Annotated in this window: 10 protein-coding genes; 9 read left to right on the top strand and 1 reads right to left on the bottom strand. The window is 55.3% G+C overall.

The window, feature by feature from the left end; genetic code table 11:
* From K239x_RS15035 to K239x_RS15000, 8 genes are all read left to right on the top strand, one after another.
* Positions 1-1,926: a preprotein translocase subunit SecA gene (locus tag K239x_RS15035; RefSeq protein WP_145419053.1), complete on the top strand. Its 1,926-nt coding sequence runs from the start codon at positions 1-3 to the stop codon at positions 1,924-1,926.
* Between the two features lie 142 nt (positions 1,927-2,068).
* Positions 2,069-2,890 (top strand): efflux RND transporter periplasmic adaptor subunit, encoded by an 822-nt coding sequence (locus K239x_RS15030; RefSeq protein ID WP_419188978.1) that lies wholly within the window; start codon positions 2,069-2,071, stop codon positions 2,888-2,890.
* Positions 2,891-4,846, top strand: a complete 1,956-nt coding sequence (locus tag K239x_RS15025) for an efflux RND transporter periplasmic adaptor subunit (protein WP_145419049.1) — start codon at positions 2,891-2,893, stop codon at positions 4,844-4,846.
* 59 nt (positions 4,847-4,905) lie between these two features.
* Positions 4,906-7,089 (top strand): HlyD family efflux transporter periplasmic adaptor subunit, encoded by a 2,184-nt coding sequence (locus tag K239x_RS15020; protein WP_145419047.1) that lies wholly within the window; start codon positions 4,906-4,908, stop codon positions 7,087-7,089.
* 204 nt (positions 7,090-7,293) lie between these two features.
* A complete protein-coding gene (locus K239x_RS15015) occupies positions 7,294-9,852 on the top strand; it encodes a PVC-type heme-binding CxxCH protein (protein WP_145419045.1) in 2,559 nt (852 codons plus the stop codon).
* A 189-nt stretch (positions 9,853-10,041) separates the two neighbouring features.
* Positions 10,042-13,044: a PVC-type heme-binding CxxCH protein gene (locus tag K239x_RS15010; RefSeq protein ID WP_145419043.1), complete on the top strand. Its 3,003-nt coding sequence runs from the start codon at positions 10,042-10,044 to the stop codon at positions 13,042-13,044.
* 162 nt (positions 13,045-13,206) lie between these two features.
* Positions 13,207-14,232, top strand: coding sequence for a zinc-binding dehydrogenase (locus tag K239x_RS15005; protein WP_145419041.1), 1,026 nt, complete (start codon positions 13,207-13,209; stop codon positions 14,230-14,232).
* Between the two features lie 242 nt (positions 14,233-14,474).
* Positions 14,475-14,678: a cold-shock protein gene (locus K239x_RS15000; protein WP_145419039.1), complete on the top strand. Its 204-nt coding sequence runs from the start codon at positions 14,475-14,477 to the stop codon at positions 14,676-14,678.
* Positions 14,679-14,842: 164 nt separating this feature from the next.
* Here the strand turns inward: K239x_RS15000 and K239x_RS14995 are convergent, their stop codons facing one another.
* Positions 14,843-16,174 (bottom strand): SAM-dependent methyltransferase, encoded by a 1,332-nt coding sequence (locus K239x_RS14995; RefSeq protein ID WP_145419037.1) that lies wholly within the window; start codon positions 16,172-16,174, stop codon positions 14,843-14,845.
* A gap of 433 nt (positions 16,175-16,607) precedes the next feature.
* On the opposite strand from K239x_RS14995, the gene K239x_RS14990 reads away from it, so the two are divergent.
* Positions 16,608-17,384, top strand: a complete 777-nt coding sequence (locus K239x_RS14990; RefSeq protein ID WP_145419035.1) for a HEAT repeat domain-containing protein — start codon at positions 16,608-16,610, stop codon at positions 17,382-17,384.
* The last annotated feature ends 65 nt before the right edge of the window (positions 17,385-17,449 follow it).

Below are 17,449 nucleotides of genomic sequence, written 5' to 3'. Positions count from 1 at the left end.
ATGCAACTGACCACTCCTCTGCACCGCATCGGCAACTACTTGTTGCCCAGCCGATTCAAGTCCCAGGACTTGGACACGCTGGTGGCGGCTGCGCGGCGAGGCGAATTGCAATGGTGTGAATCGCAGGGAGATGATCCGCAGGAGGACGCAGTGACGGACAAGCAGCTGGCAGATGAATTTGCGCAGCTGCGAACGGACGACGTTGCTCTGGACGAAAAGATGGTTCGTGCGGCGGCATTGGGAAGTGCAGCGGTGCGGCGAACGATGGGGTTTTCGATGCACGACGTGCAATTGAAAGGCGCGTTGGCCACGGCACGCGGTGCGATCATCGAAATGCAAACCGGGGAGGGCAAAACGGTCGTGTCGGGGGTCGCTGCTGTGATCCGCGCGTCAATCGACGAAAGTGTCCATGTCGCGACGACGACCGACTATTTGGCTGAACGTGATCACGAAGCCGTCGAGCCGATCTTTGCTCTGTTGGGTTTGACTTCGGCGGCACTTTCAAGCGAAGACAAACCGGAGCAGTGCAAACAGAAATACCAGTGCGACATCGTCTACGGTCCGGGGTATGCTTTCGGATTCGACTACCTTCGCGACCAGCTGACGATTCGTGAATTTGAATCGTTGACACTGGGACGCGATACGCTGCAGTGCATCAACGGAACCGATATTCGCAATTCGCTGATTCAGACGACGCACCCCTGCATCATCGTCGATGAAGCCGACAGTGTGCTGATCGACGAAGCCGCGACGCCGCTGATTCTAAGTGGCAGCGAAACATACGCCGAATCGGCCGAAGCTTACACTGACGCACTGCATTTGGCGTTTGAGTTGGAAGTCGATACAGACTACACGATCGATTTTCGAACACGGCAGATTGAACTCACCGATGCCGGTCGCGACCGGAGTTATGACTTTTTGAAAAATGTCGGGCGACTTGATCTCAGTCGGCCTTGGACAGCCTACGTCGAAAACGCTCTGTTTGCGCAGTACTTGCTGGTCCGCGACGAGCACTATGTCATTCAAGAAGACGAGATCGCGCTGGTTGACCAACTGACCGGACGAATCTTTGACGATCGCACCCTGCGCGGTGGACTTCACCAAGCCGTCGAAGCAAAGGAGACGCTGACGATCAATCCACCCACGCGATCGCTGGCGCGGATCACACGGCAACGATTTTTCCAAATGTACGACACCGTCTGCGGAATGACGGGAACGGCGTCCGGTAGCGAAGCCGAATTGCTTCACTTTTACAAGACTCCGATCGTTCCGTTGCCGCCCAACGTGCCCTGCAAACGAATTCAAATGCCAACGCGATTCTTTGACAGTTGGGATTCCAAGTGCAAAGCGATCGTCGTGGAAGTGCAACGCCTGGTCGCAACACGCCGCCCGATTCTAATTGGCACTCGAACGATCCGCGAAAGCGTTTTGCTCAGCGAATTGCTCGGTAATCACGGCATCATCGGCACAATCCTTAATGGCGTTCAAGATGACGACGAAGCCCAGGTGATAGCAAAGGCCGGACAACCTGAATCGCTCATGATCGCCACGAATATGGCCGGTCGAGGAACCGATATCAAATTAAGCGAGGAATCTCGCGCGCTGGGCGGGCTGCATGTTTTAGCTACGTCCTGCAATTCATCTCATCGTGTCGACCGTCAGCTCGCTGGCCGGTCGGCTCGCCAAGGTGATCCCGGATCATGTCAGTTTTTTGTAGCAGCGGATGACGACTTGTTCCAACAACACGGCGAAAAACTGAGCGAACAAATCAAAACGGCAGCTACACCCACGGGTGAATCGCCCAAAGATTTCTCTGCCCATCTATTTGCTCTGCAACAGATGATCGAACGGGTGAGTTTTGATTCCCGGTGCAAACTGGTGCAGCACGACAACTGGATGGACAGCATCCGCGAAACCATGGTGTAACGACTAGACACGATTGCTCTGCCTCGCGATTGACTCGCACAGAGCCAACCGTGCTGGAAGGTGATAAGAGACGAGACGGCAGGACTTTTGTGGTCCCGGCACGGAATTTGGAAAAATGGATTTCAACAACGAAAGGATGCACATGCTCAAAATCTTTCCCGTGCTTGCGTTTGCGTTGTTGGTCACTCCGTGTAGCGCTCAAGTCATCGATAGCTTCACCGAACCGGTTCAGCAGAGCAACGTTGCCGCCGCAGAATCCGGTGTGATCGATAGCATCGTCGTCACCGAAGGTCAGACGGTCCGTCGGGGTGACACGCTGGCGATGTTGGATCACGACGCGCTGCGTCAGAGTTTGCGGATCGCTGAGTTACGAGCCAAATCGACTTCCGAAATTCGGTCTGCCGAAGCGACGTTGCGAATCCGCAAAACTCGTCGTGACACGTTGGAGCCGCTGCTAGAAAAGGGCCATGCAAACCCGGCCGAAGTCGAAGAGGCTGTCGTCGAGCACGAAATCGCCATGTCGGACGTGGAGATCGCACGCGAAAAACACGCCGAGTATCGGTTGGAGGTCGACCGGATCAAGGCACAGATCAAAGCTCGCACCATTGCATCGCCTATTGATGGAGTCGTCAGCGAACTTCACTATCGCTTGGGGGAATACGTTTCGACCGCGAAACCGCAGTTCGCCACCGTCGTGCAGCTCGATCAGCTGTTGGTGCGCTTTTACTTGTTTGAAGACACCGTCGTGCAGTTGGCCAAAGATCAGCAAGTCTCCTTGGTTTTGCGTGTCGGCGATCGGCAACAACAAATTGCAGGCACGATTCGGTTTGTTTCGCCTGTGACCGACGCTGACAGCGGAACGGCACGGGTTGACGTCGTGATCGACAATGCGCCCGGGAACTATCGAAGTGGTTCGCGTTGTCGTTGGATTGGCCTCCCTGCAGCGAAGGTGGCGCGGCGCTAGATGGCATCTTTCGACACGACTGAGCCTGGTGTGCCGGCCAAACCGGTGATCGTAACGCCGGAGATCCGTGATAGCGAAACGGGGAATCCAGACGCGAAACGCACGCGACCGCGCAGCCGCCGCGTCGAAGGTTCAGCGACCGACCCCAGTTCGGTCGACATTGCTGAACTCCATTCGCAGCTTCATCACATCACGATGTCAAAAGCGGATGAAGCCACGGTGTTGCAGAAGATCCGCGAGATCGTGATGCAGCATACCGGCGCGATGGGCGTGGGATTGATCACGTCGATCGGCAAGGTTTCCGACGGCAACTACAACTGGGAACTGACTCAGGAAAACAGCACCGGACGACTTCCACGGCGAGCTGACTTCGTCGAAAAATTCGGCGCGTCATGCAACGTGACCGTGGCGAGAAGATCGATTCAGCTGGAGCACTTCCTAGGGGTGCAAGCGATCTATGCACCGATTCATAACGCCGACGAATCGCCTGACGTTTTGTTGGTGCTGGTGAAAGAATCCAAGACTGCCGGCACGATCTTTGTTTTGGAGATCGTCAACGCATACTTGCGGCTCTACCGAAAGACGCACCGCAGCGCTGGCAACGATTGGAAACTTGTTTCGTTGGCAGCGTTGATCGAATTGGTCTCGCAAATTGAATCGCAGGAGACGGTTGCCGGCGCTTGCGAAGTCGCTGCCAACGAATTGGTGCGGCACCTAGGGGCTCGTCAAGTCGCGATCGGAACGGTCCAGGGCGGTCAGTTGATTGTGCGATCGCTCTCGGGCACATTGGAGCTGGACCCAGCTGGCGAGACTTATCAAGCAGTCGAATTAACGCTCTCCGAGAGTCTTTTGCGTCAGAGCGTTGGCGTTTATCCTCCTGCCGCAGGCGACGAATCGCACCTCTTGGTCGCTCACCGCCAGCTGTGTAGTACGCTGCAAGTGCCCGCCGTTTTGACTTCGCCATTAACGACGCCGGAGGGAGAAGCGTTTGGTGCGATCTTGTTGACGGGCGATGAAACGCTCGTGCGTGGTGAAAAACTTCCCAACTTTGTTCGCGCGTCCAGCCCACGAATCGCTTCGGCGATCGAAGTCGTGTCACGCGCACAAGCTGGCAGGGTGCGACAGACTTTGTCGCGAATTTCGGCTGCGGTTCCGTCGCTGCGTGGATTTACTTTTGCACTGATCGCTCTGCTGGTAATCGCGAGCGGTCTGATGCCGGTCCGCTACCGAGTGCGCAGTAACTGCACGACGGAGCCAATCACACAGCGGTTTGCCGTCGCTCCGTTTCAAGGCCTCATCGAAAAGGGATTTGCGAAACCGGGCGACGTCGTCACCGAAGGCCAGTTGCTTGCCCGCATGGACGGTCAGTCGATTCGATGGGAATTGGCCAGCGTGATCGCCGAACAAGAACATGCTGCCAAGAAACGCGAGATCGCACTGGCGGATCGCAATGTCACCGATTCCCTGTTGTCACAGTTGGACGCCGAGCGACTCGCGGCGCAAACAAAGTTGCTGCAACATCAGGCATCCCAAGTCGAAATCCGCAGCCCCATCGCAGGCGTTGTGCTGTCGGGTTCCTTGGAGCGTTCCGACGCGGCCGCGGTTGATACGGGCGAAGTGATCTATGAGATCGCGCCTCTGGAAAAGATGAAAGTCGAAGCGACGATTGCCGCCGATGAAATCACCCACGTTTCGGCAGGTCAAATGGTCCGGATTTGGATTGACGGCATGTCGGGGCAATCGTTTGTTGGATTGATCGATCGAATCCATCCACGTAGCGAACTTCGCGAAGGTCAGAATGTGTTTGTGGCCACGATCATGATTGATAATCAAAACGATCTGCTTCGCCCAGGGATGACGGGCAGTGTGCGGATCGATTGCGGAAAGTACCCGCTGGCGTGGAATCTCTTTCACGGACCGTGGGACTACGTCGCTTCCCGAATGACATGGTGGTAGGTCACTCGGCCAGCAATGTTGGCAGTGATTGCCTCTCGCACGACACGTAAGATAGATCCATGACAAAGCACGACGCAACGACATTCGAGCTAGGCGAAGCGACGCTCGCGCTGCGTGATGACTTGCGTTTCTCGGCTCAACGGGGCCGTCACTCCAAGACATTTTTGATCGAAGATCTTGCGACCGGTGATTTTTACCGAGTGGGCGAAGCCGAGTACACCTTTCTGTCTCTGCTGGATGGCAAAACCACGCTCGCGTCGGCTCTGTCAAAGACTTGTAGCGTCGTGGGTGCCAAAGCGTTTGATGAACAGGACGCCGCGCAAATCTGCAAATGGCTGGTCGACACTGGGCTTGCTGCAACCCGCGCGTCGACGTCGGCAGCGCGGTTGAATGAGCGGCGCCAGAATTCCGATTCCGCAAAGATACTGGGGATGCTCAATCCGATCTCGGTGCGAATCCCGTTGATGAACCCCGATCGAATTGTCGCGATCGCCAATCAATCGATCGGTTGGCTGGTCAGTCGCCCCGCTGCGATCATTTGGCTAGTGACGTGCATCTACGCAGCAATCTCGCTGGGTGCCAACTTTGATCGATTCGGTGGCGGTAGCATCTCCGTTTTTAGCCGTTACGACTGGTTGCTGCTGGGTTTGACTTGGATGGTGCTCAAGATCGTGCACGAATTTGCGCACGCACTGACTTGCCGACGTTTTGGTGGACGCGTGCGAAGCTGCGGTGTGTTACTGCTGCTGCTAATTCCGTTGCCCTTTGTCGATGTGACGAGTGCGTGGCGGTTTCCCGATAAGTACCATCGGATTCTAGTATCAGCGGCAGGCATGATTGCGGAAATCTTTCTGGCCGCGATTGCCGCGATTGTTTGGTTGCGAGTCGATGCGGGGCTGGTCAGTCAGATTGCGGCGAACGTGATGTTTGCGGCCAGCGTCAATACGCTGCTGTTCAATGCGAACCCGCTGATGAAATTCGACGGCTACCACATGCTGGCGGATTACCTGGAGATGCCGAACCTTGCCAAATACGGCAACCAGCACGTGATCGGCGTCTGCCGCAGATTCTTTCTTGGTCTGGGAGCATCGCCTCTTCCTTGGGCCGGGTTACGCGGCACGATTGTCAAAGGATACGGGTTTGCAAGTATCATCTGGAAAGTCCTGATCTGTGCTTCGCTGGTGTTTGGGGCTGCGAATTTGCTGCCGGGTTTTGGTTTTTTGATTGCGTTGTTGGCGGTCGTGCTTTGGCTTGCGGTACCGGTCGCGAAATTGGCAAAGTTCGTGGTGTTGGGGAACGAGTTTGAACAACCCAATCGCTTACGCTTCGCAACCGTGTCGATCGCGTGCGTGTTGTTTGCTTTGAGTGTCGGTTCACTTGTCCCAAGTCCCAGCGTGATCACTTCGCCAATTGTGATCGACTATGAACCATCGATGACGATTCGTAGCGAGACGACTGGGTTTGTGGACGCAGTGCATGTGGTGCCTGGAGAATCGGTTCGCAAAGGCGACTTGCTGGCCACAATGCTCAATCCGGAATTGGACGCCAGGCTAATCGATACAAAGAGCCGTTTGGCGGCCGCAAAACTGTCCGCATCCGCTCGCCAGAATGAACGCAACATCGGTGGTTGGCAGATTCAGCAACAGACGATTGCTGCATTGGAAAAACAAATGCTGGAAACCAGTCGCAGCGTGCAGCGTCTTACGATCAAGGCACCAATGGATGGGCAAGTTTTGTTCGACGACCCAAACGATCTACTTGGCACTTACGTGTCGCCCGGGACGGAACTGTTTACGGTCGGAAGCGAACAACAAAAAGAAGCGGTCGCCTTGGTATCGCAGTCCGACGCACGCTTCTTGACCAATACGAACGGCCAAGCCGTCAAGCTTAAGATCTGGGGGCACGGTGAAACGTTGTCGGGCAAGGTAAGCAAGATTACGCCGCGAGTGCAAAACGATCTGCCGCATTTCTCGTTTGCTGGCATGTACGGCGGTCCGCTGACGGTCGTCGATCGGTCGCAGTACACCGACGCGGTGGCTACTCCCGACACGTCGCAGTTGGTGTTGCTGCAACCACGTTACGCGATGCACATCGACATCGACGAAGCCACCGCGTCTCGGCTTCGTAGCGGCCAGACCGGGGTCGCGTACCTGCGAACTCGTACAGGACGCCTTGGTCCTTATGTCTGGGAGCAAGCGAAATCCTGGGTCGGAAATCGCTTGCAAGAAACACACGGTTTCTAAGTCAGTCAAGTTTCTGCCGCCGCATACGATCGGTAGAAAGAATGTCTCTTTCAACACTCTGCCGCCGCAGGTGATTCAGTAGATTGCCGTCAGCGGTGACTGTGTTAGTTATCATGCTGGACGAGAATCTCGCCAAGTCGGTGGTGACCTGCTTTGTAGTGGCCCGTCTTGCGCGACTTGCAACGAAAACCCGGTGCTGAACCTATGCATAAAACGCTCCCGCTATTGTTGATCCTAATTGCAACGCCGGCTTGGTGTGACGACGTGGATCTTTCGGCAGACATCAAGACGTTGGTTCCGGGCGTCAAGCTCACTATGATTGCCGAGCATCCGGTCGTGATGACACCCACGGGCGTCGATGTTGATCGGGATGGCAATGCTTTCTTTGTATGCAGCCACACGCATTTTCGTCCGGACGACTACGACGGTCCGGAGCACGATGAAGTTGTTCGTCTTTCGCCCGACGGTGATCGCACGGTGTTTTACAACGCGACCGATGCGACGATGGATCTGGAACTCGCGTCCGACGGTTCGGTATTCCTGGCTCAGCGCGATCGGATTTTGGTGGTGCGTGACACAGATGGTGATTCGGTGGGTGATGCCGAACAGACTCTGGTCACGCTGGTGACCGAGGGGACGTATCCGCACAACGGTCTGAGCGGAATGGCGTGGCATCCCAGTGGCGACCTCGTGTTTGCTCTGGGCGAGAACCACTGGGAGCAATGGACGCTGACCGGAACCGACGGGGCAAATGTGATCGGAACGGGCGAAGGAGGCATTTTTCGGTGCTCGCCTGATGGATCCAAACTTAGGCGTATCGCAGCAGGATTTTGGAATCCATTTGGCGTCTGTGTTCGTCGTGACGGCACGATGTTTGCCTGCGAAAACGATCCCGGTGCCAGGCCGCCTTGTCGGTTGTTGCAGATCGTCGAAGGCGGAAAGTATGGCTATCAGCGTTTATACGGAAACGCACCGCATCATCCGTTTGTCTGTTGGAACGGCGAGCTGCCGGGAACGTTGCCGATGCTTTTCAGTTTAGGCGAAGCCCCCTGTGGGATTGCCCCGATGGGGAACGGATTGTTGGTGACCAGCTGGACCGACCATCGCATCGATTTTTATCCGCTGACTCCGTCAGGAGCGACGTTCAAAACCGATCGCATCTCTTTAGTCACCGGATCGAATCAGTTCCGTCCCACGTGTATCACGCAAGTCTCGCCGACCGTGTTTTATTTGACAGACTGGGTCGTTGGGTCTTACAGCTTGCACGGAAAAGGCCGGCTCTGGAAACTGGAAATCGACCCATCGGCGGATGCACGACTGGGTGATTTGGATTTGGACGAACCAACCCAAGAAGCCACGCTGGCTACGCAATTGCGATCGGGCGAATCCGCGTTTGACGTCACCGATTTGCTCGCGAAAACACATTCGACCGATGCGTTCATCGCTCGCGCAGCCATTGACGCGTTGGCGACACTGGTCGCTCAAGACGACTCTCTCCTGAATAATCAGCGAATCGACCGCGATCAGATGTCGTGGTTGTTGGCGACACGCAAAGCGAATCCGAAAAGCAAAGAGCACGCCGCGGTGTTTTTGGATTCTGTAGATTCGCGCGTTCGCTTTGAAGCGTTACGCTGGATCGCTGATGAACAACTGGATTCGTTCTTGCCGCAAGTCAAAGCGATTCTGAGCGAACCGGAGACGGACTACCGGTTGTTTGAGGCTGCTTTGGCGGCGCACAACATTTTGAGTGGAAATCCGCGTGCGGGGATCGTTGACGAGGACGTGCTGCTGGAACGAGTGCTCGATCCAAAGGCGAGTAGCCGGTCGCGGGCGTTTGCACTGAGGCTGTTAGATCCCGACAGCAAGAAACTGGCAAAGCAATGGAGCGAGTCTGCAATTGCGAGCGATCATGTTTTTGTCCAAGAAGCGATCGCAACGCTGAATGCCCAAGGTCAATCATCTGATCGGCACAGAGAGCAGTTGGTCGCGTTTTCAAAAGACCAATCTATGCCGGTTGTTATCCGAGCCGACGCGATGGCAGCCAGGACCGTTGCGGACGATGAGCTGGACGACTGGATTAGAGATCTTTCGCAGATTCAAGACTTGGCGGTCCGCGAAGAAGCTCTGCGAAACCTCAGGGGGCGACAACTAAGTGCGGCTCAGATTTCGGCACTCACCAGCCAGCGAGATCGTTTCCCTGGCTCCGCAGACTTATTCGACGCATTGATTGATCCCGATAGTATTCAGCGCGGTCGGCCGGAAACGAGTCAGACGATCCAATGGCGTGATCGTTTGGCGGCCATCGAGCAGCCCGTCGATGTCGATGCGGGACGACGGATCTTTCATCATCGCTCCATTGGAGCGTGTTGGAAATGTCATCGTCACACGGGACGCGGCCGGGTGGTCGGGCCTGATCTGAGTGCCGCGTCGACGCAGGGCGATCCCGATCGTTTGCTCAAGGCACTGCTTCAGCCAAGTTTGGACGTTGACCCGCAGTACTTCCCGCGGTTGCTGATTCTGGAAGGAGGAAAAGCATTCACCGGCATCATGCTTCGCGACGGAGGCGGAGGGCGAGAATATTACCGTGACAGCGCAGGCAAAGAACGCATGATCAAGACGTCCGATATCGAGATTCGCAAAGAGCTCAGCACGTCCATGATGCCTGACGGATTGATTGACACGATGACCGGCCGTGAAATCCGCGACGTCTTGGCGTTCCTGGATCGCGAGTTCGACGCAGAGCCCGATTCCGGTGCTCGGTAGAAATGTTTTTTGTTTGCCGACTCGATCGGTGAGGTTGCCCCTGGCTGCCGATCGATGCAGTAAAATGATACGCTGAAGCCCTCCCGTAGCTTGCCCACCTTTTGCACGTCCTGCCTACCGCGTGCATCGATTGATCCCACTGCAGCCATTCTGCGCCCTCTCTCTTTGCGTTCCCCAAGAGCTGTTCCCTTGCATCATTCCACCCGATTCGCAGTTCGTTGTTCCTTGGCATTCAGTTTGGTCGTGTTGACAGCGATCCAGGGACACACGGTTGAGCCGTCCACCAAAACCAAGGCTTTGGACGTAATCGAAGGCACGCGTGGAGGCCGGCACTGGGTCGACGGTGACACGCCCCCGCCCAAATCAGCTCAGGAATCTCTGCAGCACGTGCAGATCGAACCGGGATACGAAGTCAAATTGTTTGCGGCCGAACCGTTGGTGCGAGACCCGGTCGCGATTGCGTTTGATCATCGCGGCGAAATGTTTGTTGCCGAATACAGTGACTACCCGATTGGGCCACCCGAAGGCGAAGACCCGCTGTCCAAGATTGTGATGGTGTCGGACACCGACGGGGATCTGGTGGCCGACCGACGGATTGTGTTCGCCGACAAACTGAACTTTGCGCACAGCATGATGTGCTATCGCGGCGGCCTCCTGGTTGGCGCGCAAACCAAAGTACTTTTTCTGAAAGACACGGACGGCGACAACGTGGCCGACGTGCGCGAGACGGTTTTTGACGGTTTCACGCCTGCTCATGCTCAGATGCAAATCGGGAACCCTCGCTGGGGAATCGATAACTGGGTTTATATGAACTACGGGCCCGGTGAAGTTTTCGACGCCAAGACACCAGATAAGAAAACCAAGTTGCCGCGTAAAGATTTTCGCTTCCACCCAGGGACCCGAGAATTCCAGGCGGACAGCGGGATGGGCCAGTTTGGCAATACGGTCGATCGTTGGGGGCGACGTTTTTACTGCACCAATCGAAATCCAATCATGACGACCTTCTTGGCTCCCAACGTTCTGAAACGCAATCCGTTCCATGTGGTCGCCAAGCCGTACTACGACGTCGGAAAAGCAGGCGGCGAAACGAGGGTCTACCCGCTCGTCGATATGAAAAGCAACTACCTCTCGCACGCTGGGACTCACACGTCGGCCTGTGGAACCACGGCCTACCTGGGAGAACTTGGCGAAAAGTCGTTTGGCGAAAGTGTGTTTGTCTGCGAGCCGATCGGTCACCTGGTGACGCGATCCATCGTGCAGAACGACGGAGTCCGGTTGGTGGCCACGCGTGCCAAAGAGAAGAGCGACTTTATAGCGTCAGACGATACTTGGTTTCGCCCGTCCAGTTTGGCGACCGGGCCTGACGGGGCGTTGTACTTGGCGGACATGTACCGATTGTGGGTCGAACATCCGAAGTTTTTGCCGCCCGAGATCGCCGCGAAGTTGGACTGGCGTGCCGGCGAGGATCGTGGGCGGATCTACCGGATTGTGCCAACGTCTGCCAAAACACGTCCCTTCAGTCCGCCCAGCACGCTTGCCCAGACAGTTGACTTGCTGGCCGATCAAAACGGTTGGCGGCAATTTCTAGGTCAACGTCTGCTTTGCGAACAGCAAGACCTCCGCGCGGTGGACTCCGTTGGCAAACTACTGCATCACCCAAGTCCCACGACGCGGCTGCACGCGATGTGGACGCTCGATGGGCTTTCGGCATTGACCAAGGAAGACGTGATCGCGGCGATCCAAGATGCTCATCCCCGCGTTCGCTCCGACGCGATCGGTTTGTCGCGTACTTGGATCGATCAAGCCGACGTGTTTGCTGCACTAGGAAAGGCTGCCACAAGCGATACGGTCACCGATCGCTATGCGGTTGCTTTGGCCTTGGCCGACCAAGACAGTGACAAAGCGATCGAGTTGCTCGCTGCACTGGCTTTGCGTGACGGCGCGGACACACATTTCTTGGATGGCTTGCTCACATCGACGCAAACAACATCACAACGCGTGCTCAGTTTGATGATCCGAGATGACCAGTTCCGGCAACCCGGCGATGCTCAGCGGATCATGATGGTGCAGCGTTTTGCATCGGTCATCGGTGCTCGAGCCGACTTGGATTCCTTGGCGACGCTGCTTGAGAGATTAAACCAAGACGTAGCGACCGATGCCGAAGGGACTTGGTGGCGTGCGGCAATCGTAAGCGGCCTTGGCGAAGGTCTGCCGCGATACCGCGGTAAGCTGGGCAGATTGTCCCTGACAAAACTATTGAGTGATCCGCCCAGTCGGCTTGCCGAATCAGCCTCGCAGACGCAGGCGTTCTTTGAACAATGTTCGCTGACAGCAACCGATTCTGATCAAGATCCTGTTGCACGTGCGGCCGCGGTCAATGTGTTGGCCTATCAACCGCTTTCGCAATCATCGTCGACGTTGGCAGATTTGCTGCTCAGTGACCAACCGGTCGAGGTGCAACTGGCCAGCATCCGTGCGTTGGCAAAAAATGGCACGACCGCTGCTTCAGAAATCGTGTTGCAGCGGTGGTCAGAACTGGGGTCCGTCGTGCGAGGCCCGGCGCTGGAACTGGTTTTGCGGCGGTCGGATTCGACGAAGTTGGCGCTCCAGGCAATGGCAGCTGGCAAAATGTCCGCGTCAACACTGAGTATTGACCAACGCGTGCGATTGCTGAAACACAGCGATGAATCCATCAAAAATCAAGCCAGCGAATTGTTCGGTGGGGCCGTGTCGACGAACCGGCAACAGGTGGCCAAGGACTACGAATCGGCGTTGGAACTGAAAGCTTCGGGCGGCGAAGGCGCCAAAGTGTTCGCGAGAATCTGTGCTGCTTGCCATCGTCGAAACGGCGTGGGGCACGACGCGGGACCAGATTTAAGCGACACACAGAATCGCTCCAAAGCCGCGTTGCTGTACGACATTTTGGACCCCAATGCCAAAGTCGAGCCGCGGTTTACGGCGTATTCGATCCTGTCCGTCGATGGACAAGTTTTTAACGGGCTGATTGTTTCGGAGTCTTCCGAGGCGGTGGTGTTGAAGATGGCCGAGGGCAAGTCGAAGACGATCGGACGCGCTGAGATCGAAGAGATCAAAGTCAGCAAAGTGTCGATGATGCCCGAAGGCATTGAAAAGGACATTACTCCACAGCAGATGGCCGATCTATTGGCCTATTTGAAAGGCGACCATTCTTAGGCGTCTCGACGTAGGCGCTGCAAATCATGCGTCGGTTGATTGAAGTGCCAAGTTTCGTGCAATGACACCTGGCGTCTGCGTCTACGACAACCGTCGACGTTTTGGCAAACACCCGCCTGCGTGCCGGCACAAACGTTTCCCCTTTATCTAAAAGACTGAACGATGAAATCTGATGCTGTGGTGAACTTCGCCAATCAATCCGGCGCCGTGGAAATTCGGCAAGTCGATCCGCCGAAGATTGGCGACGACGACGTGCTATTGGAAGTTGCCAATGTCGGGGTTTGCGGAAGTGATTTGCACCAGTGGACCGCCAACCACTCGTGGCCCGTCAACTATCCGGTCGTATTGGGGCACGAATTTGGTGGCCGGATCGTGCAAGTGGGCAAACACGTCGATCACTGGAACGTCGATGATCGCGTGGTCAGCGAAACCGCTGCGATCATTTCTCAAGACAATCCGATGACGCGGCGGGGATTGTACAATCTGGATCCGACTCGCAAGGGATTTGGGTATGGCGTCAACGGTGCGATGACGCGGTTCGTTAAAGTGCCCGCAAGAATTCTGCATCACGTGCCGGATTCGCTGCCGATGGAACACGCTTGTCTGACGGAACCATGCTGCGTCGCTTACAACGCAGTCGTCCGGAACGCGAACATCGAACCGGGGGATCGCATTGTCGTCATGGGCCCAGGAACCATCGGCATCCTCTGCGCTGCGATGGCCAAACTTTGCGGAGCCCAAGTCGCGATTGTTGGATTGGAGTCGGATTCGCATCGATTAAAAATCGCCCAGCAGTATGGATGCGAAACCATTATCGGTGACGTTGAACCATGGGCGCGTGAACGGGATGGTTTGGGTTGCGACGGCGTGATCGATGCGGCCGGGGCCAGTGCGACTTTGCAAATCGCGATGCAGATTGTTCGGCCTGCTGGTTGGATCAGCAAAGTGGGCTGGGGACCGCAGCCGCTTGGTTTTAACTTAGATCCGTTGGTGCAAAAGAACGTTCGTTTGCAAGGCAGTTTTAGCCACAATTGGCCGATTTGGGAGCGCGTCGTCGCCCTGCTTGCCAGTGGTCAGTTGGACGTCGCACCGATCGTTGGTGGCGTTTGGCCGTTGGATCAGTGGCACGAAGCTTTTGAAAAGATGCACCAAGGTGACGTTGTCAAAAGCGTTTTGGCTCCAAAATAATCATCGCCAGCCGTCGACTTTTTCGTACTGCACAAATGCACCGTTTGGGGCGGTTTTTGGCGTTAAAACCGGCGATTTGCGGCCACATTGATGCTTTCACCGGAGCGATGTCAAAAGTTTTTCGCGTCAGAGTGTGCAAAACCAAGCCTGGCAGTGTTACACTTTTCACGCATGTGGTGGATGGATCGACGCGCGTTTGCGGCGGCAAAACCACAAGATCTCGTTTTTTGGATTAGAGTTAGATGGCTGAAGGCACTATCAAGCGGTTGACCGACAAAGGTTTTGGTTTCATTGACACCGGATCAGAGAAAGACTTGTTCTTTCATTGCTCGAACGTTGAAGAAGTTACTTTCGACGATTTGCGAGAAGGTCAGCGCGTGACGTTCAACGAAGGACAAGGCCCCAAGGGACCTCGTGCTGAGAACGTCACTCCTAGCGAAGGCTAGTGAGCAAGACGGCGTAGCAAAGTTTCTTTGCTGAAAAAAGTATTGCGCTCTCCAAGCAGAAATGATGTCGCCATCAGCCCTGCTTCGAGACGCATTTTTTTTGCGCCGACCAAAGCGGTGGTCGTCGGCGACAGCAGTTTGCCGCGGAGGATCACGCCGGTTGATCAAGCAGCACGGTACAGGTCAGCACGCGTGGGTGGCATTCCCGACAACCCCTTCTTGGAACGTTTGGTTCCCAGGACTTGGAAGATCTTGATGGATCCATTTTTGAATCCGCCCGATCCGCCGGCCAAGTAAGCGACCCACAAGCGATAACGTTCTTCGCCGACGAGCTCGATCGCACGTTCTTTGTTGGCTGATAAATTCTTGCACCAGTACTTCAGCGTCAATGCATAGTGCTCTCGCCACGATTCGACATCGTGGACTTCAAAGCCGCTCTTTTCCATGAAGTCCGTGGTCATCCCGACGGGAGTCAATTCGGAGCCTGGGAAAATGTATTTCAACAAGAACTTGCGTTCGGGGCGAATTCGTTTGACGCCTCGTCGCGTATTCTTGGCACGACGCGCGATCGCGTGGTTCAAACAGATGCCGCGGTCACGCAGCACCGAATTGATTTTGTTGAAATAGCGAGGGTAGTTTTTGATGCCAATGTGTTCGGACATGCCGACGCTGACGACTTTGTCATACTCGCCTTTCACATTGGCGTAGTCACACAGTTCGACTGTGACTTGGTCGTTCAGGCCCAGGCGATCAATTCTTGCCCGCGTGTATTCCAACTGGTTTTGTGAGAGCGAAATTCCGTGTCCAACGACTCCGTAATTCTGAGCGGCGTAGCACAGAAGTCCGCCCCAGCCAAATCCGATGTCCAGCATGCGATCGCCGGGCTTGAGCCGTAGTTTGCGGCAGATCATTTCCATCTTGTCCAATTGCGCCTGATCCAGCGAATTGTTCCAGTCCGTGAAATACGCGCACGTGTACTGCATCTGTTCACCTAAGAACAGTTCGTAGAATTCGTTGCTGACGTCGTAGTGAAACTGGATGTAATCCTTGTTGTTGCGACGTTGTTCGGCGCGACCGACTTCGTCACTGTCAAAACCGTGTTCCAAGCTCTGTTTGGGAGTGTTGGCAAACATGAATGGCAGCGTGTTCTTGGCCAACATGGTTTTGCTGATTTCTTTCAGCTGTTTGCGACTGCTGGTCGAACGAGTCGTATTGAGGGCTTCGGAAAACTCGATCAGATCACCACCATCAAAATTGACGTGTCCTGTCGCGTAGAGTCGCACCAAAGTTTCCAACGTGGGCCAACGCATCAAGCGGCCAATCACACCTGGGCTGGTGATTTCGATCGTGTATTTACCGTCCGCGTTGTTTCCAAGCGGAATGATGTCGCCGTTCCAGAGTTTGACCGACGCATTCAGGTCCAGTGGACCGGCAACTTGGTCCAAAATGTCTTTGACCGAATTGAGTTGCTTTTCGGCAGAAAAAAGATGGCCCATCCTTGGAACTCCAACCTTGAGAAGAGTAGATCGCTGCTGCAGCCAGTCGCGATTGCTGGTTTTCACTGTTCGCTGGCAATCATTGCCAGACCTGAACGCAAGAGTAGCAAGTTGATGCTGCCAAACTCAGTCCAATCTGCGTACAAAGTCACTGCAAATCTTGAGTCGCCTCCAAAGATAGCATTGCGGTCTTCGTTCCCGTCGGAACTGACCTTGGAAATGATCGCATTACTTTGATACAGGCAACCAGCAGAGTGCAGATGGAAAGGCAATTCCCATCGTCGTCGCCAGCGTGGTTAACGATGACGACGGATTTGGACTGGTGGTGACGTTGGCAATCCCGCTGGGAAAGTCGCGGACAACTGAATTGCCCAGCACTTTTTCACATCAAAAATTGGAAGCAAGGATGCGGAATCAAACAATGCAAAAGTTGATGGCACGGACCCTCGTCGCCTGTGTGTTGCTTGGTGTCACCAGTGTGATAAGCGGATGCCATGATGGCCCTCTGTACGCTCTTAAACACGTGAATCCCTATTTCACGATGAAAGAATGGCGTGCAGACGATCAGTTGGGCGTCACGGATCATGAACGTCGAAATCAACTGCTGAAACTGGCCGACACGATCGATAGTCTTCCGGCCAATCGCCAAGCGTATTGGTCTACTCACCTTAGCAAAATGGTGGAAATGGATCCCAATCCGGAGATGCGTCGGTTGGCGATCAGTGCAGCTGGCAAAATGCGGACCGGTACTGCGATTGGGTTGATTGAAAAAGGTTTGAAAGACGACAGCATAAAAGTCCGCATGGAAGCATGCCGGGCTCTGGGGAATCGCCGCGAAGCCCAAGCAGCGAGTCTGTTGGCGTCGACGTATGGCAGCGAAACCGAGCTTGATGTTCAGCACGCTGCCTTAGCGGCTCTGGCAAATCACAAAGGCCAGGTTCCACTCAATTCACTTCGCATCGCTCTGAACGATCGCAACCCCGCGACACAAAGTCTGGCCATGCAATCACTGCGTGGCGTGACTGGCAAAGATTTTGGACAGCGACCTGATGCGTGGCTCAAAGCGATCGGTGGATCAGAATCGTCGACGACTTCGCCATCGGGAATCGGCGCGCCGCCTAGTGCTGGCCCTGCCGTCCAGGTCGCCGACGGAAAACTGTCGTTCCCGTCGCTTCCGGCTGATAGCAACGGATCGACTCAGCTTCGATAGTGCAAATTGGTGCTGATTGTCATTTCTTATCATTGTGTCTTATCCTGAACGAACTGGCGAACACG

The organism is Stieleria marina, assembly GCA_007741555.1.
GTDB lineage: Bacteria > Planctomycetota > Planctomycetia > Pirellulales > Pirellulaceae > K23-9.
Note: the sequence above shows the minus strand (reverse complement) of the source record. Positions and strands in the feature narration are given on the sequence as shown.

Bases quoted from the DNA above. Each gene is read 5' to 3' on its own strand.
- K239x_RS15015 (WP_145419045.1), top strand. From the start codon at position 7,294: ATGCATAAAACGCTCCCGCTATTGTTGATCCTAATTGCAACGCCGGCT.
- K239x_RS15020 (WP_145419047.1), top strand. From the start codon at position 4,906: ATGACAAAGCACGACGCAACGACATTCGAGCTAGGCGAAGCGACGCTC.
- K239x_RS15025 (WP_145419049.1), top strand. From the start codon at position 2,891: ATGGCATCTTTCGACACGACTGAGCCTGGTGTGCCGGCCAAACCGGTG.
- K239x_RS14995 (WP_145419037.1), bottom strand. From the start codon at position 16,174: ATGGGCCATCTTTTTTCTGCCGAAAAGCAACTCAATTCGGTCAAAGAC.
- K239x_RS14990 (WP_145419035.1), top strand. From the start codon at position 16,608: ATGGCACGGACCCTCGTCGCCTGTGTGTTGCTTGGTGTCACCAGTGTG.
- K239x_RS15000 (WP_145419039.1), top strand. From the start codon at position 14,475: ATGGCTGAAGGCACTATCAAGCGGTTGACCGACAAAGGTTTTGGTTTC.
- K239x_RS15035 (WP_145419053.1), top strand. From the start codon at position 1: ATGCAACTGACCACTCCTCTGCACCGCATCGGCAACTACTTGTTGCCC.
- K239x_RS15030 (WP_419188978.1), top strand. From the start codon at position 2,069: ATGCTCAAAATCTTTCCCGTGCTTGCGTTTGCGTTGTTGGTCACTCCG.
- K239x_RS15005 (WP_145419041.1), top strand. From the start codon at position 13,207: ATGAAATCTGATGCTGTGGTGAACTTCGCCAATCAATCCGGCGCCGTG.